The 18,137-nt window shown below is 63.4% G+C and carries 19 protein-coding genes; 17 read left to right on the forward strand and 2 right to left on the reverse strand.

What is annotated here, in order from left to right; genetic code table 11:
* Positions 1 to 258: 258 nt before the first annotated feature.
* From ACJ8PN_RS12085 to hpaC, 11 genes are all read left to right on the forward strand, one after another.
* Positions 259 to 891 (forward strand): fumarylacetoacetate hydrolase family protein, encoded by a 633-nt coding sequence (locus ACJ8PN_RS12085; protein WP_351107462.1) that lies wholly within the window; start codon positions 259 to 261, stop codon positions 889 to 891.
* Positions 888 to 1,652, forward strand: a complete 765-nt coding sequence (locus ACJ8PN_RS12090) for a fumarylacetoacetate hydrolase family protein (protein ID WP_160125723.1) — start codon at positions 888 to 890, stop codon at positions 1,650 to 1,652. Before ACJ8PN_RS12085 ends, ACJ8PN_RS12090 begins: the two co-directional genes overlap by 4 nt.
* Positions 1,649 to 3,103, forward strand: coding sequence for a 5-carboxymethyl-2-hydroxymuconate semialdehyde dehydrogenase (gene hpaE, locus ACJ8PN_RS12095; protein ID WP_033631722.1), 1,455 nt, complete (start codon positions 1,649 to 1,651; stop codon positions 3,101 to 3,103). Before ACJ8PN_RS12090 ends, hpaE begins: the two co-directional genes overlap by 4 nt.
* A 37-nt stretch (positions 3,104 to 3,140) precedes the next feature.
* Entirely contained in the window at positions 3,141 to 4,214 is a 1,074-nt protein-coding gene (hpaD, locus tag ACJ8PN_RS12100; protein WP_004933173.1) for a 3,4-dihydroxyphenylacetate 2,3-dioxygenase, read from the forward strand.
* Positions 4,215 to 4,264: 50 nt separating this feature from the next.
* Positions 4,265 to 4,651: a 5-carboxymethyl-2-hydroxymuconate Delta-isomerase gene (locus ACJ8PN_RS12105; protein WP_004933172.1), complete on the forward strand. Its 387-nt coding sequence runs from the start codon at positions 4,265 to 4,267 to the stop codon at positions 4,649 to 4,651.
* A 14-nt stretch (positions 4,652 to 4,665) separates the two neighbouring features.
* Positions 4,666 to 5,469 (forward strand): 2-oxo-hept-4-ene-1,7-dioate hydratase, encoded by an 804-nt coding sequence (gene hpaH / locus ACJ8PN_RS12110; protein ID WP_004933170.1) that lies wholly within the window; start codon positions 4,666 to 4,668, stop codon positions 5,467 to 5,469.
* 75 nt (positions 5,470 to 5,544) lie between these two features.
* On the forward strand, positions 5,545 to 6,339 hold the full coding sequence (hpaI, locus tag ACJ8PN_RS12115; protein ID WP_033631724.1) for a 4-hydroxy-2-oxoheptanedioate aldolase: 795 nt from the start codon (positions 5,545 to 5,547) through the stop codon (positions 6,337 to 6,339).
* Positions 6,340 to 6,342: 3 nt separating this feature from the next.
* On the forward strand, positions 6,343 to 7,713 hold the full coding sequence (hpaX, locus tag ACJ8PN_RS12120; protein ID WP_043136113.1) for a 4-hydroxyphenylacetate permease: 1,371 nt from the start codon (positions 6,343 to 6,345) through the stop codon (positions 7,711 to 7,713).
* Positions 7,714 to 7,747: 34 nt separating this feature from the next.
* Positions 7,748 to 8,644, forward strand: coding sequence for a 4-hydroxyphenylacetate catabolism regulatory protein HpaA (hpaA, locus tag ACJ8PN_RS12125; protein ID WP_038878427.1), 897 nt, complete (start codon positions 7,748 to 7,750; stop codon positions 8,642 to 8,644).
* Positions 8,645 to 8,822: 178 nt separating this feature from the next.
* A complete protein-coding gene (gene hpaB, locus ACJ8PN_RS12130) occupies positions 8,823 to 10,385 on the forward strand; it encodes a 4-hydroxyphenylacetate 3-monooxygenase, oxygenase component (protein WP_004933158.1) in 1,563 nt (520 codons plus the stop codon).
* Between the two features lie 16 nt (positions 10,386 to 10,401).
* Positions 10,402 to 10,917 carry a 4-hydroxyphenylacetate 3-monooxygenase, reductase component gene (gene hpaC / locus ACJ8PN_RS12135; RefSeq protein WP_004933156.1) on the forward strand — a complete coding sequence of 172 codons (516 nt, stop codon included), beginning with the start codon at positions 10,402 to 10,404 and terminating at the stop codon, positions 10,915 to 10,917.
* A gap of 33 nt (positions 10,918 to 10,950) precedes the next feature.
* Here the strand turns inward: hpaC and ampH are convergent, their stop codons facing one another.
* Both ampH and ACJ8PN_RS12145 read right to left on the reverse strand, forming a co-directional pair.
* Positions 10,951 to 12,093: a D-alanyl-D-alanine-carboxypeptidase/endopeptidase AmpH gene (gene ampH / locus ACJ8PN_RS12140; RefSeq protein ID WP_015376541.1), complete on the reverse strand. Its 1,143-nt coding sequence runs from the start codon at positions 12,091 to 12,093 to the stop codon at positions 10,951 to 10,953.
* A gap of 126 nt (positions 12,094 to 12,219) precedes the next feature.
* On the reverse strand, positions 12,220 to 12,978 hold the full coding sequence (locus tag ACJ8PN_RS12145) for a FadR/GntR family transcriptional regulator (protein ID WP_131165188.1): 759 nt from the start codon (positions 12,976 to 12,978) through the stop codon (positions 12,220 to 12,222).
* 235 nt (positions 12,979 to 13,213) lie between these two features.
* On the opposite strand from ACJ8PN_RS12145, the gene ACJ8PN_RS12150 reads away from it, so the two are divergent.
* Genes ACJ8PN_RS12150 through ACJ8PN_RS12175 form a run of 6 tightly spaced genes read left to right on the forward strand, consistent with a single transcriptional unit; the run spans position 13,214 to position 18,105 of the window.
* Positions 13,214 to 13,954 carry an SDR family oxidoreductase gene (locus ACJ8PN_RS12150; protein WP_442534970.1) on the forward strand — a complete coding sequence of 247 codons (741 nt, stop codon included), beginning with the start codon at positions 13,214 to 13,216 and terminating at the stop codon, positions 13,952 to 13,954.
* A 25-nt stretch (positions 13,955 to 13,979) separates the two neighbouring features.
* Entirely contained in the window at positions 13,980 to 14,825 is an 846-nt protein-coding gene (locus tag ACJ8PN_RS12155; protein WP_171453278.1) for a fumarylacetoacetate hydrolase family protein, read from the forward strand.
* A 14-nt stretch (positions 14,826 to 14,839) separates the two neighbouring features.
* Entirely contained in the window at positions 14,840 to 16,117 is a 1,278-nt protein-coding gene (locus tag ACJ8PN_RS12160) for an L-fuconate dehydratase (RefSeq protein ID WP_442534971.1), read from the forward strand.
* Positions 16,118 to 16,131: 14 nt separating this feature from the next.
* Positions 16,132 to 16,995: an amidohydrolase family protein gene (locus ACJ8PN_RS12165; RefSeq protein ID WP_171453280.1), complete on the forward strand. Its 864-nt coding sequence runs from the start codon at positions 16,132 to 16,134 to the stop codon at positions 16,993 to 16,995.
* A complete protein-coding gene (locus ACJ8PN_RS12170; RefSeq protein WP_442534972.1) occupies positions 16,973 to 17,749 on the forward strand; it encodes an SDR family oxidoreductase in 777 nt (258 codons plus the stop codon). Before ACJ8PN_RS12165 ends, ACJ8PN_RS12170 begins: the two co-directional genes overlap by 23 nt.
* Positions 17,746 to 18,105, forward strand: a complete 360-nt coding sequence (locus ACJ8PN_RS12175; RefSeq protein WP_015376547.1) for an L-rhamnose mutarotase — start codon at positions 17,746 to 17,748, stop codon at positions 18,103 to 18,105. Before ACJ8PN_RS12170 ends, ACJ8PN_RS12175 begins: the two co-directional genes overlap by 4 nt.
* Positions 18,106 to 18,137 lie beyond the last annotated feature (32 nt).

The raw sequence follows: 18,137 nt of genomic DNA on the forward strand, positions 1-18,137 counted from the left end.
GCCCGATTTGTTAATAACTTAATAGTAGCCAAAGTTACCCGCAGGGATAAAGCAAAAATGCGTGGCGCAGCGAAAAATGGCGAGAAAAATGATTAATGCGTTGAATAATCACGCCAATGTTTGTTGTTTGTGAATATTTTGTTATCACGATCACAAATCATTCCAAGCGCGTTGCGTAAAAGCTGCACAGCGTATAAAAGTAATCATTAATATATTAATGAATGCCGGTTGTCATGTTTTGCCATTGGAGGAGTTCGCATGAAAGGCACCGTATTTTCCGTTGCGCTGAACCACCGCAGCCAACTGGACGCCTGGGATCAGGCGTTTCACCAGCCGCCGTACCAGACCCCGCCCAAAACCCCGGTGTGGTTTATCAAACCGCGCAATACCCACCTCGCCAACGGCGGGGCGATCCCGTTTCCGGCCGGTGAAACCGTGCAGAGCGGCGGCACGCTGGCGGTGATCATCGGCGACACCGCGCGCAAGGTGCCGGCGGCGCAGGTGAGCCGTTATCTGGCCGGTTACGCGTTGGCCAACGACGTCAGCCTGCCGGAGAGCAGCTTCTATCGCCCGGCGATCAAGGCCAAATGCCGCGACGGCTTCTGCCCGCTGGGAGAGATAGGCCAACTGGAGAATGCCGATCGGCTGGAGATCGTCACCGAGATCAACGGCGTGGAGCAGGATCGTTGGTCCACCGCCGAGCTGGTGCGCTCGGTGCCGGAGCTGATCGCCGCCATCAGCGATTTCATCACCCTGCAGCCGGGCGATGCGGTGCTGATCGGCACCCCGCACCAGCGGGTAGAGATCAAACCGGGGGATGAGGTGACGGTGCGCGCCGCCGGCCTGCCCACTTTGAGCAACCGCGTCACCCAGGCAGGAGCCGCATCATGAAACATGCCCGTATTCGCCATCATGGCCAGATCGTCAACGTTCAGGTGGACGACCAGCTGCGCGTCACGTTGCCGAACGGCGAGGTGCTGCAGGAGCGCGAAGTGGAATGGCTGCCGCCGGCGCAGGGCACGGTGTTCGCCCTGGGGCTGAACTATGCCGACCACGCCAGCGAGCTGGAATTCAAGGCGCCGGAAGAGCCGCTGGTGTTCCTCAAGGCGCCGAACACTCTGACCGGCCATCGTCAGGTATCGGTGCGTCCGGCCGACGTGGAGTACATGCATTACGAAGCCGAGCTGGTGGCGGTGATCGGCAAGACCGCACGCAACGTCAGCCGCGAGCACGCCATGGAGTATGTGGCGGGTTACACCCTGTGCAACGACTACGCCATCCGCGACTACCTGGAAAACTACTACCGGCCGAATCTGCGGGTGAAGAGCCGAGATACCCTGACGCCGATCGGGCCGTACATCGTCGATCGCGACGACGTCGCCGATCCGCACCGGCTGGCGCTCAGCACCTACGTCAACGGCGAGCTGCGCCAGCGCGGCAGTACCGCCGACATGATTTTCGACATTCCGTTCCTGATCGCCTACCTGAGCGAATTCATGACGCTGCAGCCGGGCGACATGATCGCCACCGGCACGCCGAAAGGGCTGGCCGACGTGCGGCCGGGCGACGAAGTGGTGGTGGAGATCGAAGGCATCGGCCGTTTGGTTAACCACATTATCAGTGAAAAAGATTACGAGGAGAGCCTGCGATGAAAACCATCAACCACTGGATCAACGGCAAGAACGTCGCCAGCAAAGAGTATTTCACCACCACCAACCCGGCGAACGGCGAGGTGCTGGCGGAAGTGGCCTCCGGCGGCCAGCTGGAGATCGACCAGGCGGTGGCGGCCGCGAAAGAGGCGTTCCCCAAGTGGGCGAATACGCCGATGAAAGAGCGCGCGCGCCTGATGCGCCGTTTGGGTGAACTGATCGACCAGAACGTGCCGCAGATCGCCGAAATGGAAACCGCCGACACAGGTCTGCCGATCCATCAGACCAAAAACGTGCTGATCCCGCGCGCCTCGCACAACTTCGAATTCTTCGCCGAGGTGTGCCAGCAGATGAACGGCAAGACCTACCCGGTGGACGACAAGATGCTCAACTACACGCTGGTGCAGCCGGTGGGGGTCTGCGCGCTGGTGTCGCCGTGGAACGTGCCGTTCATGACCGCCACCTGGAAAACTGCGCCTTGCCTGGCGCTGGGTAACACCGCGGTGCTGAAAATGTCCGAACTGTCGCCGCTGAGCGCCGATCGCCTGGGCGAGCTGGCGCTGGAGGCCGGTATTCCGGCCGGGGTGCTGAACGTGGTGCAGGGCTACGGCGCCACCGCCGGCGACGCATTGGTGCGCCATAAAGACGTGCGTGCGGTTTCGTTCACCGGCGGCACCGCCACCGGCCGCCGCATCATCGAAAGCGCCGGGCTGAAGAAATTCTCCATGGAACTGGGCGGCAAGTCGCCGGTGCTGATCTTTGAAGACGCCGACATCGAGCGGGCGCTCGACGCCGCGCTGTTCACCATCTTCTCGATCAACGGCGAACGCTGCACCGCCGGTTCGCGCATCTTCATTCAGGAGAGCATCTACCCGGAATTCGTCAAACGTTTCGCAGAGCGTGCCAACCGTCTGCGCGTCGGCGATCCGCAAGATCCCAACACCCAGGTGGGGGCGCTGATCAGCCCGCAGCACTGGGAAAAAGTTTCCGGCTATATCCGCCTCGGGGTGGAGGAAGGGGCGACCCTGCTGGCCGGCGGTCCGGATAAACCGGCCGGTTTGAGCCACGGCAACTTCCTGCGCCCGACGGTGCTGGCGGATGTCGACAACCGGATGCGCGTGGCGCAGGAGGAGATCTTCGGGCCGGTGGCCTGCCTGCTGCCGTTCAAATCAGAAGAAGACGGCCTGCGCATGGCCAACGACGTGGAGTACGGCCTGGCGTCGTACATCTGGACGCAGGATGTGAGCAAGGTTCTGCGCCTGGCCCGCGGCATCGAAGCGGGCATGGTTTTCGTCAACACCCAAAACGTGCGCGATCTGCGCCAACCGTTCGGCGGCGTGAAAGCCTCCGGCACCGGCCGCGAAGGCGGCGAATACAGCTTCGAAGTGTTCGCTGAAATGAAGAACGTGTGCATTTCCATGGGCGACCACCCGATCCCGAAATGGGGCGTCTGAGCCTCAGGCCACAATAATAACGAAAGAGATGAGAACAATGACGACAAAACTGACCACTAATGCTGTCCCTGCTCCCGACGTCGTGCGCTGTGCCTACATGGAGATTCAGGTCACGAACCTTAAAGCCGCACGCGAATTTTACGTCGATATCCTCGGCCTGGTCGTAACCGCCGAAGATGACAAAACCCTCTACCTGCGTTCGATGGAGGAGTTCATTCATCATAACCTGGTGCTGCGCGAAGGCCCGGTCGCCGCCGTGGCGGCGTTTGCTTTCCGCGTGCGCACGCCGGAAGACGTCGATCGCGCCGAAGCGTATTTCAAGGCGCTTGGCTGCCGCACCGAGCGGCGGGTGAACGGGTTCGCCAAAGGCATCGGCGATGCGGTGCGGGTAGAAGATCCGCTCGGTTTCCCGTATGAGTTTTTCTACGATGTGCAGCACGTCGAGCGTCTGGCCTGGCGTTACGATCTGTATACGCCGGGCGCGTTGGTGCGCCTCGACCACTTTAACCAAATCACCCCTGATGTGCCGCGCGCCGTGGAATATATCCAGGGGCTGGGTTTCCGCGTGACGGAAGACATCCGCGATGAAGACGGCGTGGTTTACGCCGCCTGGATGCGCCGCAAGGCGACGGTGCACGATACCGCGATGACCGGCGGCGCCGGGCCGCGCATGCACCACATCGCCTTCGCCACCCATGAAAAACACAACATTTTGGCCATCTGCGACAAGCTCGGCGCGCTGCGCAAATCCGATTTGATCGAACGCGGCCCTGGCCGTCACGGCGTCTCCAACGCGTTCTATCTCTACCTGCGCGATCCCGATGGCCACCGCGTGGAAATCTACACGCAGGATTACTACACCGGCGATCCGGACAACCCGACCGTGACCTGGGACGTGCATGACAACCAGCGCCGCGACTGGTGGGGCAATCCGGTGGTGCCGAGCTGGTACACCGAAGGATCGCTGGTGTTGGATCTCGATGGGCAGCCGCAGCCGGTCATCGAACGCAGCGCGCCCAGCGAAATGGCCGTCACCATCGGCGCAGACGGTTTTTCCTATACCCGCGAGGGCGATACGGAAAAAGGTTTCAAACTTGGCAATACGCTGTAAATGCCGCTGCGCGGGCCTCGCCCGCGCCTATGCGCCGTCTGGAGAACGCTATGCCCCATTTTTACGCTGAATGTACCGACAACATCCGCCGCGAGGCGGATTTGCCCACCCTGTTCGCCAAGGTCAACGAGGCGCTGGCGGCGACCGGCATCTTCCCGCTGGCCGGCGTGCGCAGCCGCGCCATCTGGCTCGATACCTGGCAAATGGCCGACGGCAAGCAGGATTACGCCTTCGTGCACATGACGCTGAAGATCGGCCACGGCCGCAGTCTGGAAAGCCGTCAGCAGGTGGGCGAGATGCTGTTTGCGCTGATCAAGGAACACTTCGCCGCGCTGATGGCGCAGCGTTACCTGGCGCTCTCTTTCACCATGGAAGAGCTGGATCCGGTGCTGAATTACAAACAGAACAATGTCCACGCGCTGTTCAATAAGGCGTGAATAAGGGGTCGTAAATGCTGGATAAAGAGCAGGTTAACCGCGCCGTGCAGCGTCTGCATCAGGCGGAAAAGAGCCGTGAGCAGATCCGCGCGCTGTCGCTCGATCATCCCGAGATCACCATTGAAGACGCCTATGCCATTCAGCGGCAGTGGGTAGAACTGAAGATCGCCGAGGGGCGCACGCTCAAAGGCCACAAGATCGGCCTGACCTCGCGCGCCATGCAGGTGAGCTCGCAGATCACCGAGCCGGATTACGGCGCGCTGCTGGACGACATGTTCTTCAACGACGGCAGCGACATTCCGATCGATCGCTTTATCGTGCCGCGGGTGGAAGTGGAGCTGGCGTTCGTGCTGGCCAAGCCGCTGCGCGGGCCGAACTGCACGCTGTTCGACGTCTACAACGCCACCGACTACGTCATTCCGGCGCTGGAGATCATCGACGCGCGCAGCCACAACGTCGATCCCGAGACGCAGCGGCCGCGCAAGGTGTTCGACACCATCTCCGACAACGCCGCCAACGCTGGGGTGGTGATGGGCGGGCGGCCGATCAAGCCGGATGCGCTGGATCTGCGCTGGATCTCTGCGCTGCTGTACCGCAACGGCGTGATTGAAGAGTCCGGCGTGGCGGCGGCGGTGCTCAACCACCCGGCCAACGGCGTGGCCTGGCTGGCCAACAAGCTGGCGCCGTATGAGGTGGAGCTGGAAGCGGGGCAGGTGATCCTCGGCGGTTCCTTCACCCGGCCGGTGCCGGCGCGGCGCGGCGATACTTTCCACGTCGATTACGGCCCGATGGGCTGCATCAGCTGCCGCTTCGTCTAATAAGCAGGCTCGGCGAACCGAGCCGCAATAACCGGGCGGGGCCAAGCGCCGCGTCCGCTTGTCAGGGAGAATGCGATGTTAACCAACCACTTCAAGCGAGCGCTGCAGGAAAAACGCCCGCAGATCGGGCTGTGGCTCGGGCTGTGCAGCAGCTACAGCGCCGAGCTGCTGGCCGGCGCCGGTTTCGACTGGCTGCTGATCGACGGCGAACATGCGCCCAACAACGTGCAGACGGTGCTGGGGCAGCTGCAGGCGGTCGCCCCTTACCCCAGCCAGCCGGTGGTGCGGCCGCCGTGGAACGACGCGGTGATCATCAAGCAACTGCTGGACGTCGGCGCGCAAACCTTATTGATCCCGATGATTCAGAATGCCGAACAGGCGCGCGACGCGGTGCGCGCCACGCGCTATCCGCCGCATGGCGTGCGCGGCGTCGGCAGCGCCCTGGCGCGCGCTTCGCGCTGGAACCGGGTGCCCGATTACCTGCAGCAGGCCGACGAGCAGATGTGCGTGCTGGTGCAGATTGAAACCCGCGAGGCGGTGAAAAACCTGGATGCGATCCTGCAGGTGGAGGGAGTGGACGGCGTGTTCATTGGCCCGGCGGATCTCAGCGCCGACATGGGCTTCGCCGGCAATCCGCAGCACCCGGAGGTGCAGCGCACCATCGACGACGCCATCGCGCGCATCCGCGCCGCCGGCAAGGCGCCGGGCATTCTGATGGCCAACAAGGCGCTGGCGCAGCGCTATCTGGAAGCCGGCGCGCTGTTCGTCGCGGTAGGAGTGGATACCACCCTGCTGGCGCGGGCGGCGGAAGCCTTGGCGGACGAGTTCAAACAGGGCGGGGCGCAAGCGCCTTCATCGGGAGTCTATTGAACCATGAACCACGTCGATTCGCTGCCGCCGGCCAACCCGGCGCAGCAACATAAAGCGTTAACCGCCGCCGAGCAATCGGTGATTAAAAAGTTGTTTCGGCGCCTGATTATTTTCCTGTTCGTGCTGTTTGTTTTCTCTTTCCTCGATCGCATCAACATCGGCTTCGCCGGGTTGACGATGGGCAAAGATCTCGGCCTCAGCTCGACCATGTTCGGGCTGGCGGCGACGTTGTTCTATGTCACCTACGTGATCTTCGGCATTCCCAGCAACATGATGCTGAGCCGGGTCGGCGCGCGGCGCTGGATCGCCACCATCATGGTGCTGTGGGGCATCGCCTCCACCTGCACCATGTTCGCCACCGGGCCGACCAGCCTGTACGTGCTGCGCATGATCGTCGGCATCACCGAGGCCGGCTTCCTGCCGGGCATTCTGGTGTACCTCACCTACTGGTTCCCGGCGTTCTACCGCGCCCGCGCCAACGCCTTGTTCATGATCGCCATGCCGGTGACCATGGCGATCGGCTCGTTGGTCTCCGGCTATATCCTGGCGCTGGACGGGGTGATGAACCTGAAGGGCTGGCAGTGGCTGTTCCTGCTGGAAGGCATTCCGTCGGTGCTGCTGGGCGTGGTGGTGTGGTTCTACCTCGACGACACCCCGGCCAAGGCCAAGTGGCTGACCGACGAGGAGAAAGCCAGCCTGAAGGCGATGATGGAGGCCGACAAGCTGCAGCTGGTGCAACCCAACGGGCCGAGCAGCCACCGCGCGCTGCAGCAGCGCAGCCTGTGGCGCGAGATCTGCACGCCGATCGTGCTGATGTACACGCTGGCCTATTTCTGCCTGACCAACACCCTGAGCGCGATCAATATCTGGACACCGCAGATCCTGCAGAGCTTTAACCAGGGCAGCAGCAACGTGACGATCGGCATCCTGGCGGCGATCCCGCAGATCTGCACCATCGCCGGCATGGTGTGGTGGAGCAAACGATCCGACCGGCTGCAGGAGCGCAAGCATCACACCGCGCTGCCGTACCTGTTCGCCGCCGCCGGCTGGCTGCTGGCGTCCGCCACCGATCACAGCCTGATCCAGCTGCTGGGGATCGTGATGGCGTCGGTCGGTTCCTTTACCGCCATGGCGATCTTCTGGACCACGCCGGATCAGTCGATCAGCCTGGAAGCGCGGGCGGTAGGGATCGCGGTGATCAATGCCACCGGCAATATCGGATCGGCGCTCAGCCCGCTGCTGATCGGCTGGTTCAAGGATCTGACCGGCAGCTTCAACTCCGGGCTGTATTTCGTTTCGGCGCTGTTGATCGTCGGCGCCGTGCTGGTGTGGCGCATCCCGATGAAGGATTCGCGCCCGAGAGCGACGCCTTGATACGCAGACAGGCAGGATTGCAGGAGGTAATGAGGTGCGGAAAAGTACCGGTTTTATCGCCAACATCGATATTTGCAAAGAGTATGACGCGCGCTACGCCGCCGACGAGGTGCACTACGAAACCTTCGCCGGGCTGGCGGCATTCTTTGGCCGCGACATGCAGGTGCACTGGCACGACTGCTTCTTCCAGGTGCATTTTCTGGAGACCGGCAAGATAGAGCTGCAGCTCGACGATCAGCACTATTCGGTGCAGGCGCCGCTGTTCATCCTCACGCCGCCGTCGGTGCCGCATGCGTTCTTCACCGAACCGGACAGCGACGGCCACGTGCTGACGGTGCGTCAGGAGTTGATTTGGCCGCTGCTGGAGCGCCTGTACCCCGGCAGCAACCTGGCGCTCGACATGCCGGGCATTTGCCTGTCGCTGGCCGACGCGCCGCAGGAGCTGACGGCGCTCAGCCACTATTGGGCGCTGATCCGCCGCGAGTTCGGGCAGAACCTGGCCGGGCGCGAACAGACGCTGGCGCTGCTGGCGCAGGCGGTGTTCACGTTGCTGTTGCGCAATACCGCGCTGGAAGACAGCGCCAACAGCGGCGTGCGCGGCGAACTGCAGCTGTTCCAGCGCTTCAACAAGATGGTGGACGAGCGTTTTCGCGAGCACCTGCCGGTGCCGGAGTATGCGCAGGCGTTGGGGGTGACCGAATCGCGGCTCAACGACCTGTGTCGGCGCTTCGCCAACCGGCCGCCCAAACGGCTGATCTTCGATCGGCTGCTGCGCGAGGCCAAACGCATGCTGCTGTTCAGCGCCTGTACGGTGCATGAAACCGCCTACAGCCTCGGCTTCAAGGATCCGGCCTATTTCGCCCGGTTTTTCAATCGGCTGGAAGGTTGTTCCCCCTCGACCTACCGCGCGGCGCAACACGCCCTTTCGTAACCGCGATCACAGTTTGCCGCGAAAGCGGCAAACTGACCTGAAAAGTACCGGCGATTGCCGCAAAAGTCTCTTCTCGAAACCGGCTTCGGCAGCTTCAATTAAGCAACCAAAATAAAACATTATTTTAACAAATGGCCGACTCCACGGCCTGAAAAATGCCGATGACGAGGAAGACCCGATGAAACCAGAAGACTTTCGTGCCGACAGCAAACGCCCGTTCACCGGCGCCGAATACCTGAAAAGTTTGCAGGACAGCCGCGAAATCTACATTTACGGCGAGCGCGTGAAAGACGTCACCACCCACCCGGCGTTCCGCAATGCGGCGGCCTCGGTCGGCCAGCTGTACGACGCGCTGCACGATCCGGCCAGCCAGGATCGCCTGTGCTGGAACACCGACACCGGCAACGGTGGCTACACCCACAAATTCTTCCGCTATGCCCGCAGCCCGGAAGAGATGCGCCAGCAGCGCGACGCCATCGCCGACTGGTCGCGCCAAAGCTACGGCTGGATGGGGCGCACGCCGGACTACAAGGCGGCCTTCGGCTGCGCGCTGGGCGCTTACCCGGAGTTCTACGGCCAGTTCGCCGACAACGCGCGCCACTGGTACAAACGCATTCAGGAAACCGGGCTCTATTTCAACCACGCCATCGTCAACCCGCCGATCGATCGCCACAAGCCGGTCAACGAGGTGAAGGACGTTTACATTCAGGTGGAGAAAGAAACTGACGCCGGCATCATCGTCAGCGGCGCCAAAGTGGTGGCCACCAACTCGGCGTTGACCCACTACAACTTCATCGGCTTCGGTTCGGCGCAGGTAATGGGCGATAACCCGGACTTCGCGCTGATGTTCGTGGCGCCGATGGACGCCGAAGGGGTGAAGCTGATTTCGCGCGCCTCCTACGAGCTGGTGGCCGGCGCGACCGGTTCGCCGTTCGACTACCCGCTGACCAGCCGCTTCGACGAGAACGACGCGATCCTGATCATGGATCATGTGCTGATCCCGTGGGAAAACGTGCTGATCTACCGCGATTTCGACCGCTGTCGCCGCTGGAGCACCCAGGGCGGTTTCGCCCGGCTGTTCCCGCTGCAGGCCTGCGTGCGCCTGGCGGTGAAGATGGACTTCATCACCGCGCTGCTGCAAAAGAGCCTCTCGTGCACCGGCGTGCTGGAGTTCCGCGGCGTGCAGGCCGATCTGGGCGAAGTGGTGGCCTGGCGCAACCTGTTCTGGTCGCTGAGCGACGCGATGTGCGCCGAAGCCACGCAATGGGAAAACGGCGCCTACCTGCCGGATTCCGCCGCGCTGCAAACCTACCGCGTGATGGCGCCGATGGCCTATACCAAGGTGAAACACATCATCGAGAAGAACGTCACCAGCGGCCTGATCTACCTGCCGTCCAGCGTGCGCGACATGAACAATCCGGAGATCGACAAGTACCTGGCGCGCTACGTGCGCGGATCGGACGGCATGGATCACGTCGAGCGCATCAAGATCCTCAAACTGATGTGGGATGCGATCGGCAGCGAGTTCGGCGGGCGCCACGAGCTGTATGAGATCAACTACGCCGGCAGCCAGGATGAGATCCGCCTGCAGTGCCTGCGCCACGCGCAGGGATCCGGCAACATGGATCGCATGATGCAGATGGTCGACAAGTGCCTGGCCGATTACGATCAGCACGGCTGGAAGGTGCCGCACCTGCGGAACAATGACGATATTAATCAGTTGGATAATCTGCTGAAGTAATTCAGGAGGAGGTTGTATGTCTCAGGAAAATGAACAGCGGTTGCGCTTTCGTGATGCCATGGCCAGCCTGTCGGCGGCGGTGAATATCGTCACCACCGACGGCCCGGCGGGGCGCTGCGGCATCACTGCCACGGCGGTGTGCTCGGTGACCGATACGCCGCCGACGCTGCTGGTGTGCATCAACCGCAACAGCGCGATGAACCCGGTGTTTCAGGAAAACCGCAGGCTGTGCGTCAACGTGCTCAACCACGAACAGGAACTGATGGCGCGCCACTTCGCCGGCATGACCGGCGTCAGCATGGAAGATCGTTTCCGGCTGGAAGAGTGGCAGCTCGGCGCGTTGGGGCAGCCTGTATTGCGCAATACCCTGGCCAGCCTGGAAGGGGAGATCGAGCAGATCCAGAGCATCGGCACCCACCAGATGTACCTGGTGCAGATCAAGCAGATCGCGCTGAGCGAAGCCGGCAACGGCCTGATCTACTTCAAGCGCAACTTCCATTCGGTGATCCACCAGATGGCGGTGCCGGCCTGAGGCGTGGGGGCGCAGCAGGCTGCGCCCCTCATCTCAACTCTTGTTGGCCGCCAGATCGCTCACCAGGCGGTTGACCGGATCGCTCATGTTGGTGAACTTGCTCAGCTCCGAGCGGGTCACCACCACGAACACCCCGACGTTTTTCGCCGGGATCATCGCCATATAGGTAATGAATCCACCGCCGCCGCCGGTCTTCTGAATGATGCCCGGCAGCCCGTCCTTCGGCGCCATATACACCCAGCCCAATCCCAATGCATCCGCTTGCCCCGGCACGTCCATGCCCTTCAGCGACACCAGATCGTGGCGCTGGAAGTACATGGTTTGCTCGCTGGCGGCGGTGGCTTTGCGCGGGCCGCTGGCGCTGGAGGAGAGGAACTGCTGCATCCAGCGCTGCATGTCGCGCGGGGTGGAGTAGACGCCGCCGCTGCCGGCTGCGGCGGTGGTGTCGCGACAGGCGCTCGGGCCGGCCGCCGCCACCATCAGGCGCGAGCACTGTTCGGGGCTCGGCGTCAACGTGGTGTCGACCATGCCGAGCGGTGCGGTGATTTTCTCTTTCAGCAGCGCGCTGTAAGGTTTGCCCGCGGCGCGCGACAGCGCGTCGGCCAGCAGATCGTACGCCAGGTTGGAATACGCGGCGCGCACGCCCGGCGGCACCGTGACGTTGGCATGCGCCAGCCATTGCCAGCGCTGAGCCTTGGTCGGCCAGGTGAACACCGGCGTTTTCGGCGGCTTTTTGCCCGGCTGCTCGCGCGGCAGCGCGCTGGTGTGGGTCGCCAGGTTTAATAACGTGATCGGCTGGCCGGCGTTGTAAGACGGCACATAGGCGCCCTTGGGAGCGTACTTGCGCAGCGGGTCGGTCAGCTTGACCTGGCCTGCCGCCGCCATTTTCACCATCACTTCGCTGGTCATCAGCTTGGTGATCGAGGCGATGCGGATCAGCGAATCCGGGCGCGGGCGCAGGTTGTTGCCGGGCTTGGTGTCGCCGAAGCTGCGGTTAACCACCTGATTGCCGTCGATCACCACCAGCGCCATGCCGGTGGCGCCGCTGTTGTAGAAAATATGTTCGGCATACTGGTCGACGATTTGCGAAGCCAGCTGCGGGGGCGCGGCCTGCACGGCCAGCGGCGCGGCGCACAGGCCCAGCGCCAGCAATAAAGCGGAGACAGAGTTCTTCAACGGTCGTTATCCATTTAACAATGCAGCGGGAAAGGGCGTAATCCATCGCCCAGTGTAATGCGCCCGCCCCCCCGCTGCATGTAGAAAAAAGAGCGGTGGCGATAAAATTTTTTAACCGCCGGCGGCTTACTGCGCGCGGGCGAAAATGGCGATCACTTCATCCAGGTGCGCCTTCATCGCTTTGCGGGCGCCGCGCACATCGCGCGCTTCGATCGCCGCCAGGATCGCCCGGTGTTCCAGCTCGGAGCGGTGCGGCATGTCGTCCGGCGTATAGTGGCGCTGCAGCACGCGGAACATGCTGCCGTAGCGGTGGCCGAGCAGATGGCCGATGATGAACGCGTAAGCCGGGTTGCCGCTGGCCTGGGCGATGCGGATGTGGAACAGCCGATCGCCGGGGTGGGTGGCGGAGCCGGCGCGGTTATCGCGGCAGTTCTGCTCATAGGCGGCGCGGATGCCCGCCAGCTCCTCGTCGGTGGCGTGGCGCGCGGCCAGCGCGGCGGTCTCCGGTTCAATCAGCAGGCGGGTTTGCAGCAGTGAAAACGGCGGCAGCTCGGCGTTGAAATCCAGCTCGATATTCAGTTCGTCGTCGATCTCCGCCCACTGGTTGCGGCCGGCCTGGGCCATCACCGATTCCTGCGACGCCGCCGGCGGCGTTGGCGAACGCACGATCACCCCGTTGCCCACCTTGACGTCCACCAGGCCGATCACTTCCAGCGCGATTAGCGCCTCGCGTACCGACGCGCGGCTGACCTGCAACTGCTGGGCAAGATCGCGCTCCGAGGGCAGGCGGCTGCCAGGCGGAAATTCGTTATTCTCGATAAGACGTTTGAGCTGGTCGGCTATCTGTCTGTAAATCCTTGGGTTTTCCAGTCGGGTAATCGGCATTTTTGACCTTTGACGATTCGGCGTTCAGTGATTTGGCGCACAATTATGCGACAAGGCGCTTGAGTAATCGTTATTCAAGTGTAAAAAAATGGTTAATTGAAATGTGATTTCAAGGCTGTTTTATTAACTTCTTCCCCCAACGATAACGCGTAAAGCGTCTTTTGTCATGTTAGAGGCCTGACCTTTAATCGCCCTTAGTGGCCTGACCATTAGACCTTTAGGCCGAGGAGTCAAGATGGATTTAACCGGGAAACGTGTACTGATCACCGCCGCCGGGCAAGGGATCGGTTTTACCACCGCCAGGCTGTTCGCCGCCGCCGGTGCCGAGGTGATCGCCAGCGACATCAACCTCGAGCGCCTGCAAGGCTGCGCCGGGATCCGCGCGCTGGCGCTGAACGTCACCGATCCGGCCGCCATCGCGGCGGCGGCGGAAGCGATCGGCCCGATCGACGTGTTGTTCAACTGTGCCGGCGTGGTGCACAGCGGATCGATCCTCGATTGCAGTGAGGATCAGTGGGCGTTCGCGCTCGATCTCAACGTGACCGCGATGTTTCGCATGATCCGCGCCTTCCTGCCGGGCATGTTGGCGCGTGGCAAAGGCTCGATCATCAACATGTCTTCGGTGGCCTCGAGCGTGAAAGGGGTGCCGAACCGCTTCGCCTACGGCGCCAGCAAGGCGGCGGTGGTCGGCCTGACGCGCTCGGTGGCGGCGGATTACGTCACCCGGGGCATCCGCTGCAACGCCATTTGCCCCGGCACGGTGGAATCGCCGTCGCTGCGCCAGCGCATCAATGAGCAGGCGCGCGAACAGGGGCGCAGCGAGCAAGAGGTGTATCAGGCGTTCGTCGCCCGCCAGCCGATCGGGCGCATCGGCACCACCGAGGAGATCGCCCAGTTGGCGCTGTATCTGGCCTCCGACGCCAGTTCGTACACCACCGGCACGGTACAGATCATCGACGGCGGCTGGAGCAACTGAGCCGCCATTTTTGAGAGAGGAACGCATGAAACTTTTACGTTACGGGCAACCAGGGCAAGAGCGCCCCGGCATGTTGGATGCGCAAGGTCGCCTGCGCGATCTGTCGCAGCATATCGCCGACGTGGGCGGCACCGCGTTATCGCCGGCATCGCTCGCCAAACTGCGCGCGCTGGATAGCGCCGCGCTGCCGCTGGTCGAGGGGCAGCCGCGCCTCGGCGCCTGCGTCGGCGGCATCGGCAAGTTCATCTGCATCGGCCTGAACTACGCCGATCATGCGGCGGAAACCGGCGCGGCCATTCCTGAAGAACCGGTGGTGTTCAACAAATGGACCAGCGCGGTGGTCGGCCCCTACGACCGGGTGGAGATCCCGCGCGGCTCGCAGAAAACCGACTGGGAAGTGGAGCTGGGCGTGGTGATCGGCCTGGGCGGGCGCTACATCAGCGAAACGGACGCGATGCGCCACGTCGCCGGCTATTGCGTGATCAACGACGTCTCAGAACGCGAATATCAAATTGAGCGCGGCGGCACCTGGGACAAGGGCAAAGGCTGCGACACCTTCGGGCCGATCGGGCCCTGGCTGGTGACCGCCGACGAGATCGCCGATCCGCACAGCCTGAACCTGTGGCTGGAGGTGGACGGCAAGCGCTATCAGGACGGCAACACCAGCACCATGATCTTCCGCATTCCGCAGATCGTCAGTTACCTCAGCCGCTTCATGAGCCTGCAGCCGGGCGACGTGATCTCCACCGGCACGCCGCCGGGCGTCGGCATGGGGCAGAAACCGCAGCCCATCTACCTGCGGGCGGGCCAGACGATGCGTCTGGGTATTGAAGGGCTGGGCGAACAGCGCCAGCAAACCGTACAGGCTTAACCGGGAGCGTCGCCATGACCACCATTACCGCACTGCGGGTTGAAGACATTCGTTTCCCCACGTCGCTGGGGCTGGACGGATCCGACGCCATGAATCCGGATCCCGACTATTCCGCCGCCTACGTGATCCTGGAGACCGATCGCGCGGATCTCAGCGGCCACGGGCTGACGTTCACCATCGGCCGCGGCAACGAGATCTGCTGCGCGGCGATCCGCGCGCTGGAGCATCAGATCGTCGGCGAGCGGCTGGAGGATATCGCCGCTGACATGGGCGCCTTCTGGCGGCGCTTCACCAGCGACAGCCAGCTGCGCTGGATCGGGCCGGACAAGGGCGCCATTCACCTGGCGACCGGCGCGGTGGTCAACGCGGTGTGGGATCTGTGGGCCAAATCGGTCGGCAAGCCGGTATGGCGGCTGGTGGCGGAGATGACGCCGGAGGAGCTGGTGCGCTGCATCGACTTCCGTTACATCACCGACTGCATCACGCCGCACGAAGCGCTGGCGCTGCTCAAGCAGCGGGCCGAGGGCAAAGAACGCCGCCTGGAGCGGCTGCTGCAGGAAGGGTATCCCTGCTACACCACCTCGGCAGGGTGGCTGGGTTATCCGGACGACAAGCTGCGCCGCCTGTGCCAGGAGGCGGTCGACGCCGGTTTCTCCTACCTGAAGCTGAAGGTTGGGCGCGATCTGGAAGACGACATTCGCCGGGTGCGCATCGCCCGTGAGGTGATCGGCCCGGATCGCCGGCTGATGATCGACGCCAACCAGGTGTGGGAAGTCGATGAAGCCATTCCGTGGGTGAAGCATCTGGCGTTCGCCAAACCCTGGTTTATCGAAGAGCCGACCAGCCCGGACGACGTGGAAGGGCATCGCCGCATCCGCGAAGGGGTGGCGCCGGTCAAGGTGGCTACCGGCGAGATGTGCCAGAACCGCATCATGTTCAAACAGTTCATCATGCGCGGCGCGGTGGACGTGGTGCAGATCGACGCCTGTCGCCTCGGCGGCGTCAACGAAGTGTTGGCGGTGATGCTGATGGCGGCCAAATACCAGTTGCCGGTCTGCCCGCACGCCGGCGGCGTCGGGCTGTGCGAATACGTGCAGCACCTGTCGATGATCGACTTCCTGTGCATTGCCGGCACCCACGAAGGCCGGGTGATCGAGTACGTCGATCATTTGCATGAACACTTTGTCGATCCCTGCGTGATCAACGGCGCGGCCTATATGCCGCCGAGCCGGCCCGGTTACTCGATCGAGATGCATCCGGCGTCGATCGAGCAATACCGGTTCCGCGGGTGAAGCGGGAGGATCGCATGCCGCGCATCGACGCTCACCAGCACTACTGGCGCTACCACCCGCAGCAGTACCCGTGGATCGACGAGCGGATGCGCGTGCTGCGGCAGGATTTCGATCCGCCCCGGCTGCGGCCGCTGTTGCAGGAACACGGTTTCGACAGCGCGCTGGCGGTGCAAGCGCGCCCCAGCGAGGAAGAGACGCTGGCCCTGCTGGCGCTGGCTGAGCAGAGCGAGGGCGTATGCGGCGTGGTGGGGTGGCTGGATATCGCTTCGCCACAGCTGGCGCAGCGTCTGGAAACTTTGCGGCCTTATCGCGCGCTGCGCGGGGTGCGCCATCAGGTGCAGGACGAAGCGGATCCGGCGGCCTGGCTGGCGCGGCCGGAGGTGGAACGCGGCATGCAGACGCTGCAGCGCGCCGGGTATGTGTACGAGATCCTGGTGACGCACCGGCATCTGGCGGCCGCGGCGGCGTTCGCCGCCCGCCATGACGAGCACTGGCTGGTGCTGGATCACCTCGGCAAGCCGGACATCGCGCGCGGCGCGCGGCACTGGGCGCAGCAAATCCGGCCGCTGGCGGCGATGCCGCACGTGGCCTGCAAGCTCTCGGGGCTGATCACCGAGGCGCCGGGCGGCCGGTGGCGGGCGGAGGAGCTGCTGCCGTTCTTCGACGCCGCGCTGGAGGCTTTCGGCCCGCAGCGGCTGATGTTCGGCTCCGACTGGCCGGTGTGCCTGTTGGCCGGCGACTACCGCCAGGTGGTGCAACTGTGCGAACAGGCGCTGTCGACGCTGGGGGCCGCCGAACAGGCGGCGATTTGGGGCGGCACCGCCTGGCGAATTTACGGTTTAACGGAGTCTGGTTATGGATCTGTATCTGCAAGATAAGGTGGTGTTGGTTACCGGCGGCGGTGCCGGCATTGGCGCGGCGATTTCTCATGTGCTGGCCGAGGAAGGGGCGATCCCGGTGCTGGTCACTAACGCCGCGCCGGAGGCGGGGCTGCTGGCCGATTTGCAGCGGCTGCAGCCGCGCACCGAGGTGATCCTCACCGAATTGTGCGACGAGGCGGCCTGCCGCCGCGCGGTCAGCCAGACGCTGGCGACCTTCGGCCGCATCGACGGACTGGTGAATAACGCCGGGGTCAATGACGGCGTCGGGCTGGAGGCGGGGCGCGAGGCGTTCGTCGGTTCGCTGGAAAAGAACCTGGTGCACTACTACCTGATGGCGCACCTGTGCCAGGCGGCGCTGCGGGAGAGCCGAGGCGCCATCGTCAACATCGCCTCCAAGACTGCGCTCAGCGGCCAGGGGGGCACCAGCGGTTACACCGCCGCCAAGGGCGCGGTGCTGGCGCTGACGCGCGAATGGGCGGTGTCGCTCCGTCATGACGGGGTGCGGGTGAACGCGGTGGTGCCGGCGGAGGTGATCACCCCGCAGTACCAGCGCTGGCTCAACACCTTCGCCGAGCCGCAGCGGCAGATGGAGAAGATCACCGCGCGCATTCCGCTCGGGCAGCGCATGACCACGCCGCAGGAAATCGCCGACACCGTGGCGTTTCTGCTGTCGTCGCGGTCATCGCACACCACCGGGCAGTGGCTGTCGGTGGACGGCGGCTACCTGCATCTCGATCGGGCGCTGACATGAGCGGCGCGGCGGCAGGGCGGCGCCGTTTCTGCCAGGCGCTCGATCTGATTGACTCACCGGCGCTGATTGCGGAGTACCAGCAGCATCATCAGCGCATTTGGCCGGGCATCGCCGCGCATTTGCGCGAGCACGGCATTCTGGACATGGAAATTTACCGGTTGGGCACCCGGCTGTTCATGATCGTGGAGGTCAGCGCCGATTTCGACGCCGCGCGCTTTGACGCCGCCAGCCTGAACAACCCCGAAGTACAGCGATGGGAAGCGCTGATGTGGCACTACCAGGCCGCCACCCCCTGGACGCCGCAGGGCGAAAAATGGGTGGAAATGGCGCGGATTTTCTCTCTGCAACAGCAATAACGCCAACATCATCATCATCATCGCCAGACGAT

The organism is Serratia sp. CY76391, from assembly GCF_052166695.1.
Lineage (GTDB): Bacteria > Pseudomonadota > Gammaproteobacteria > Enterobacterales > Enterobacteriaceae > Serratia > Serratia nematodiphila.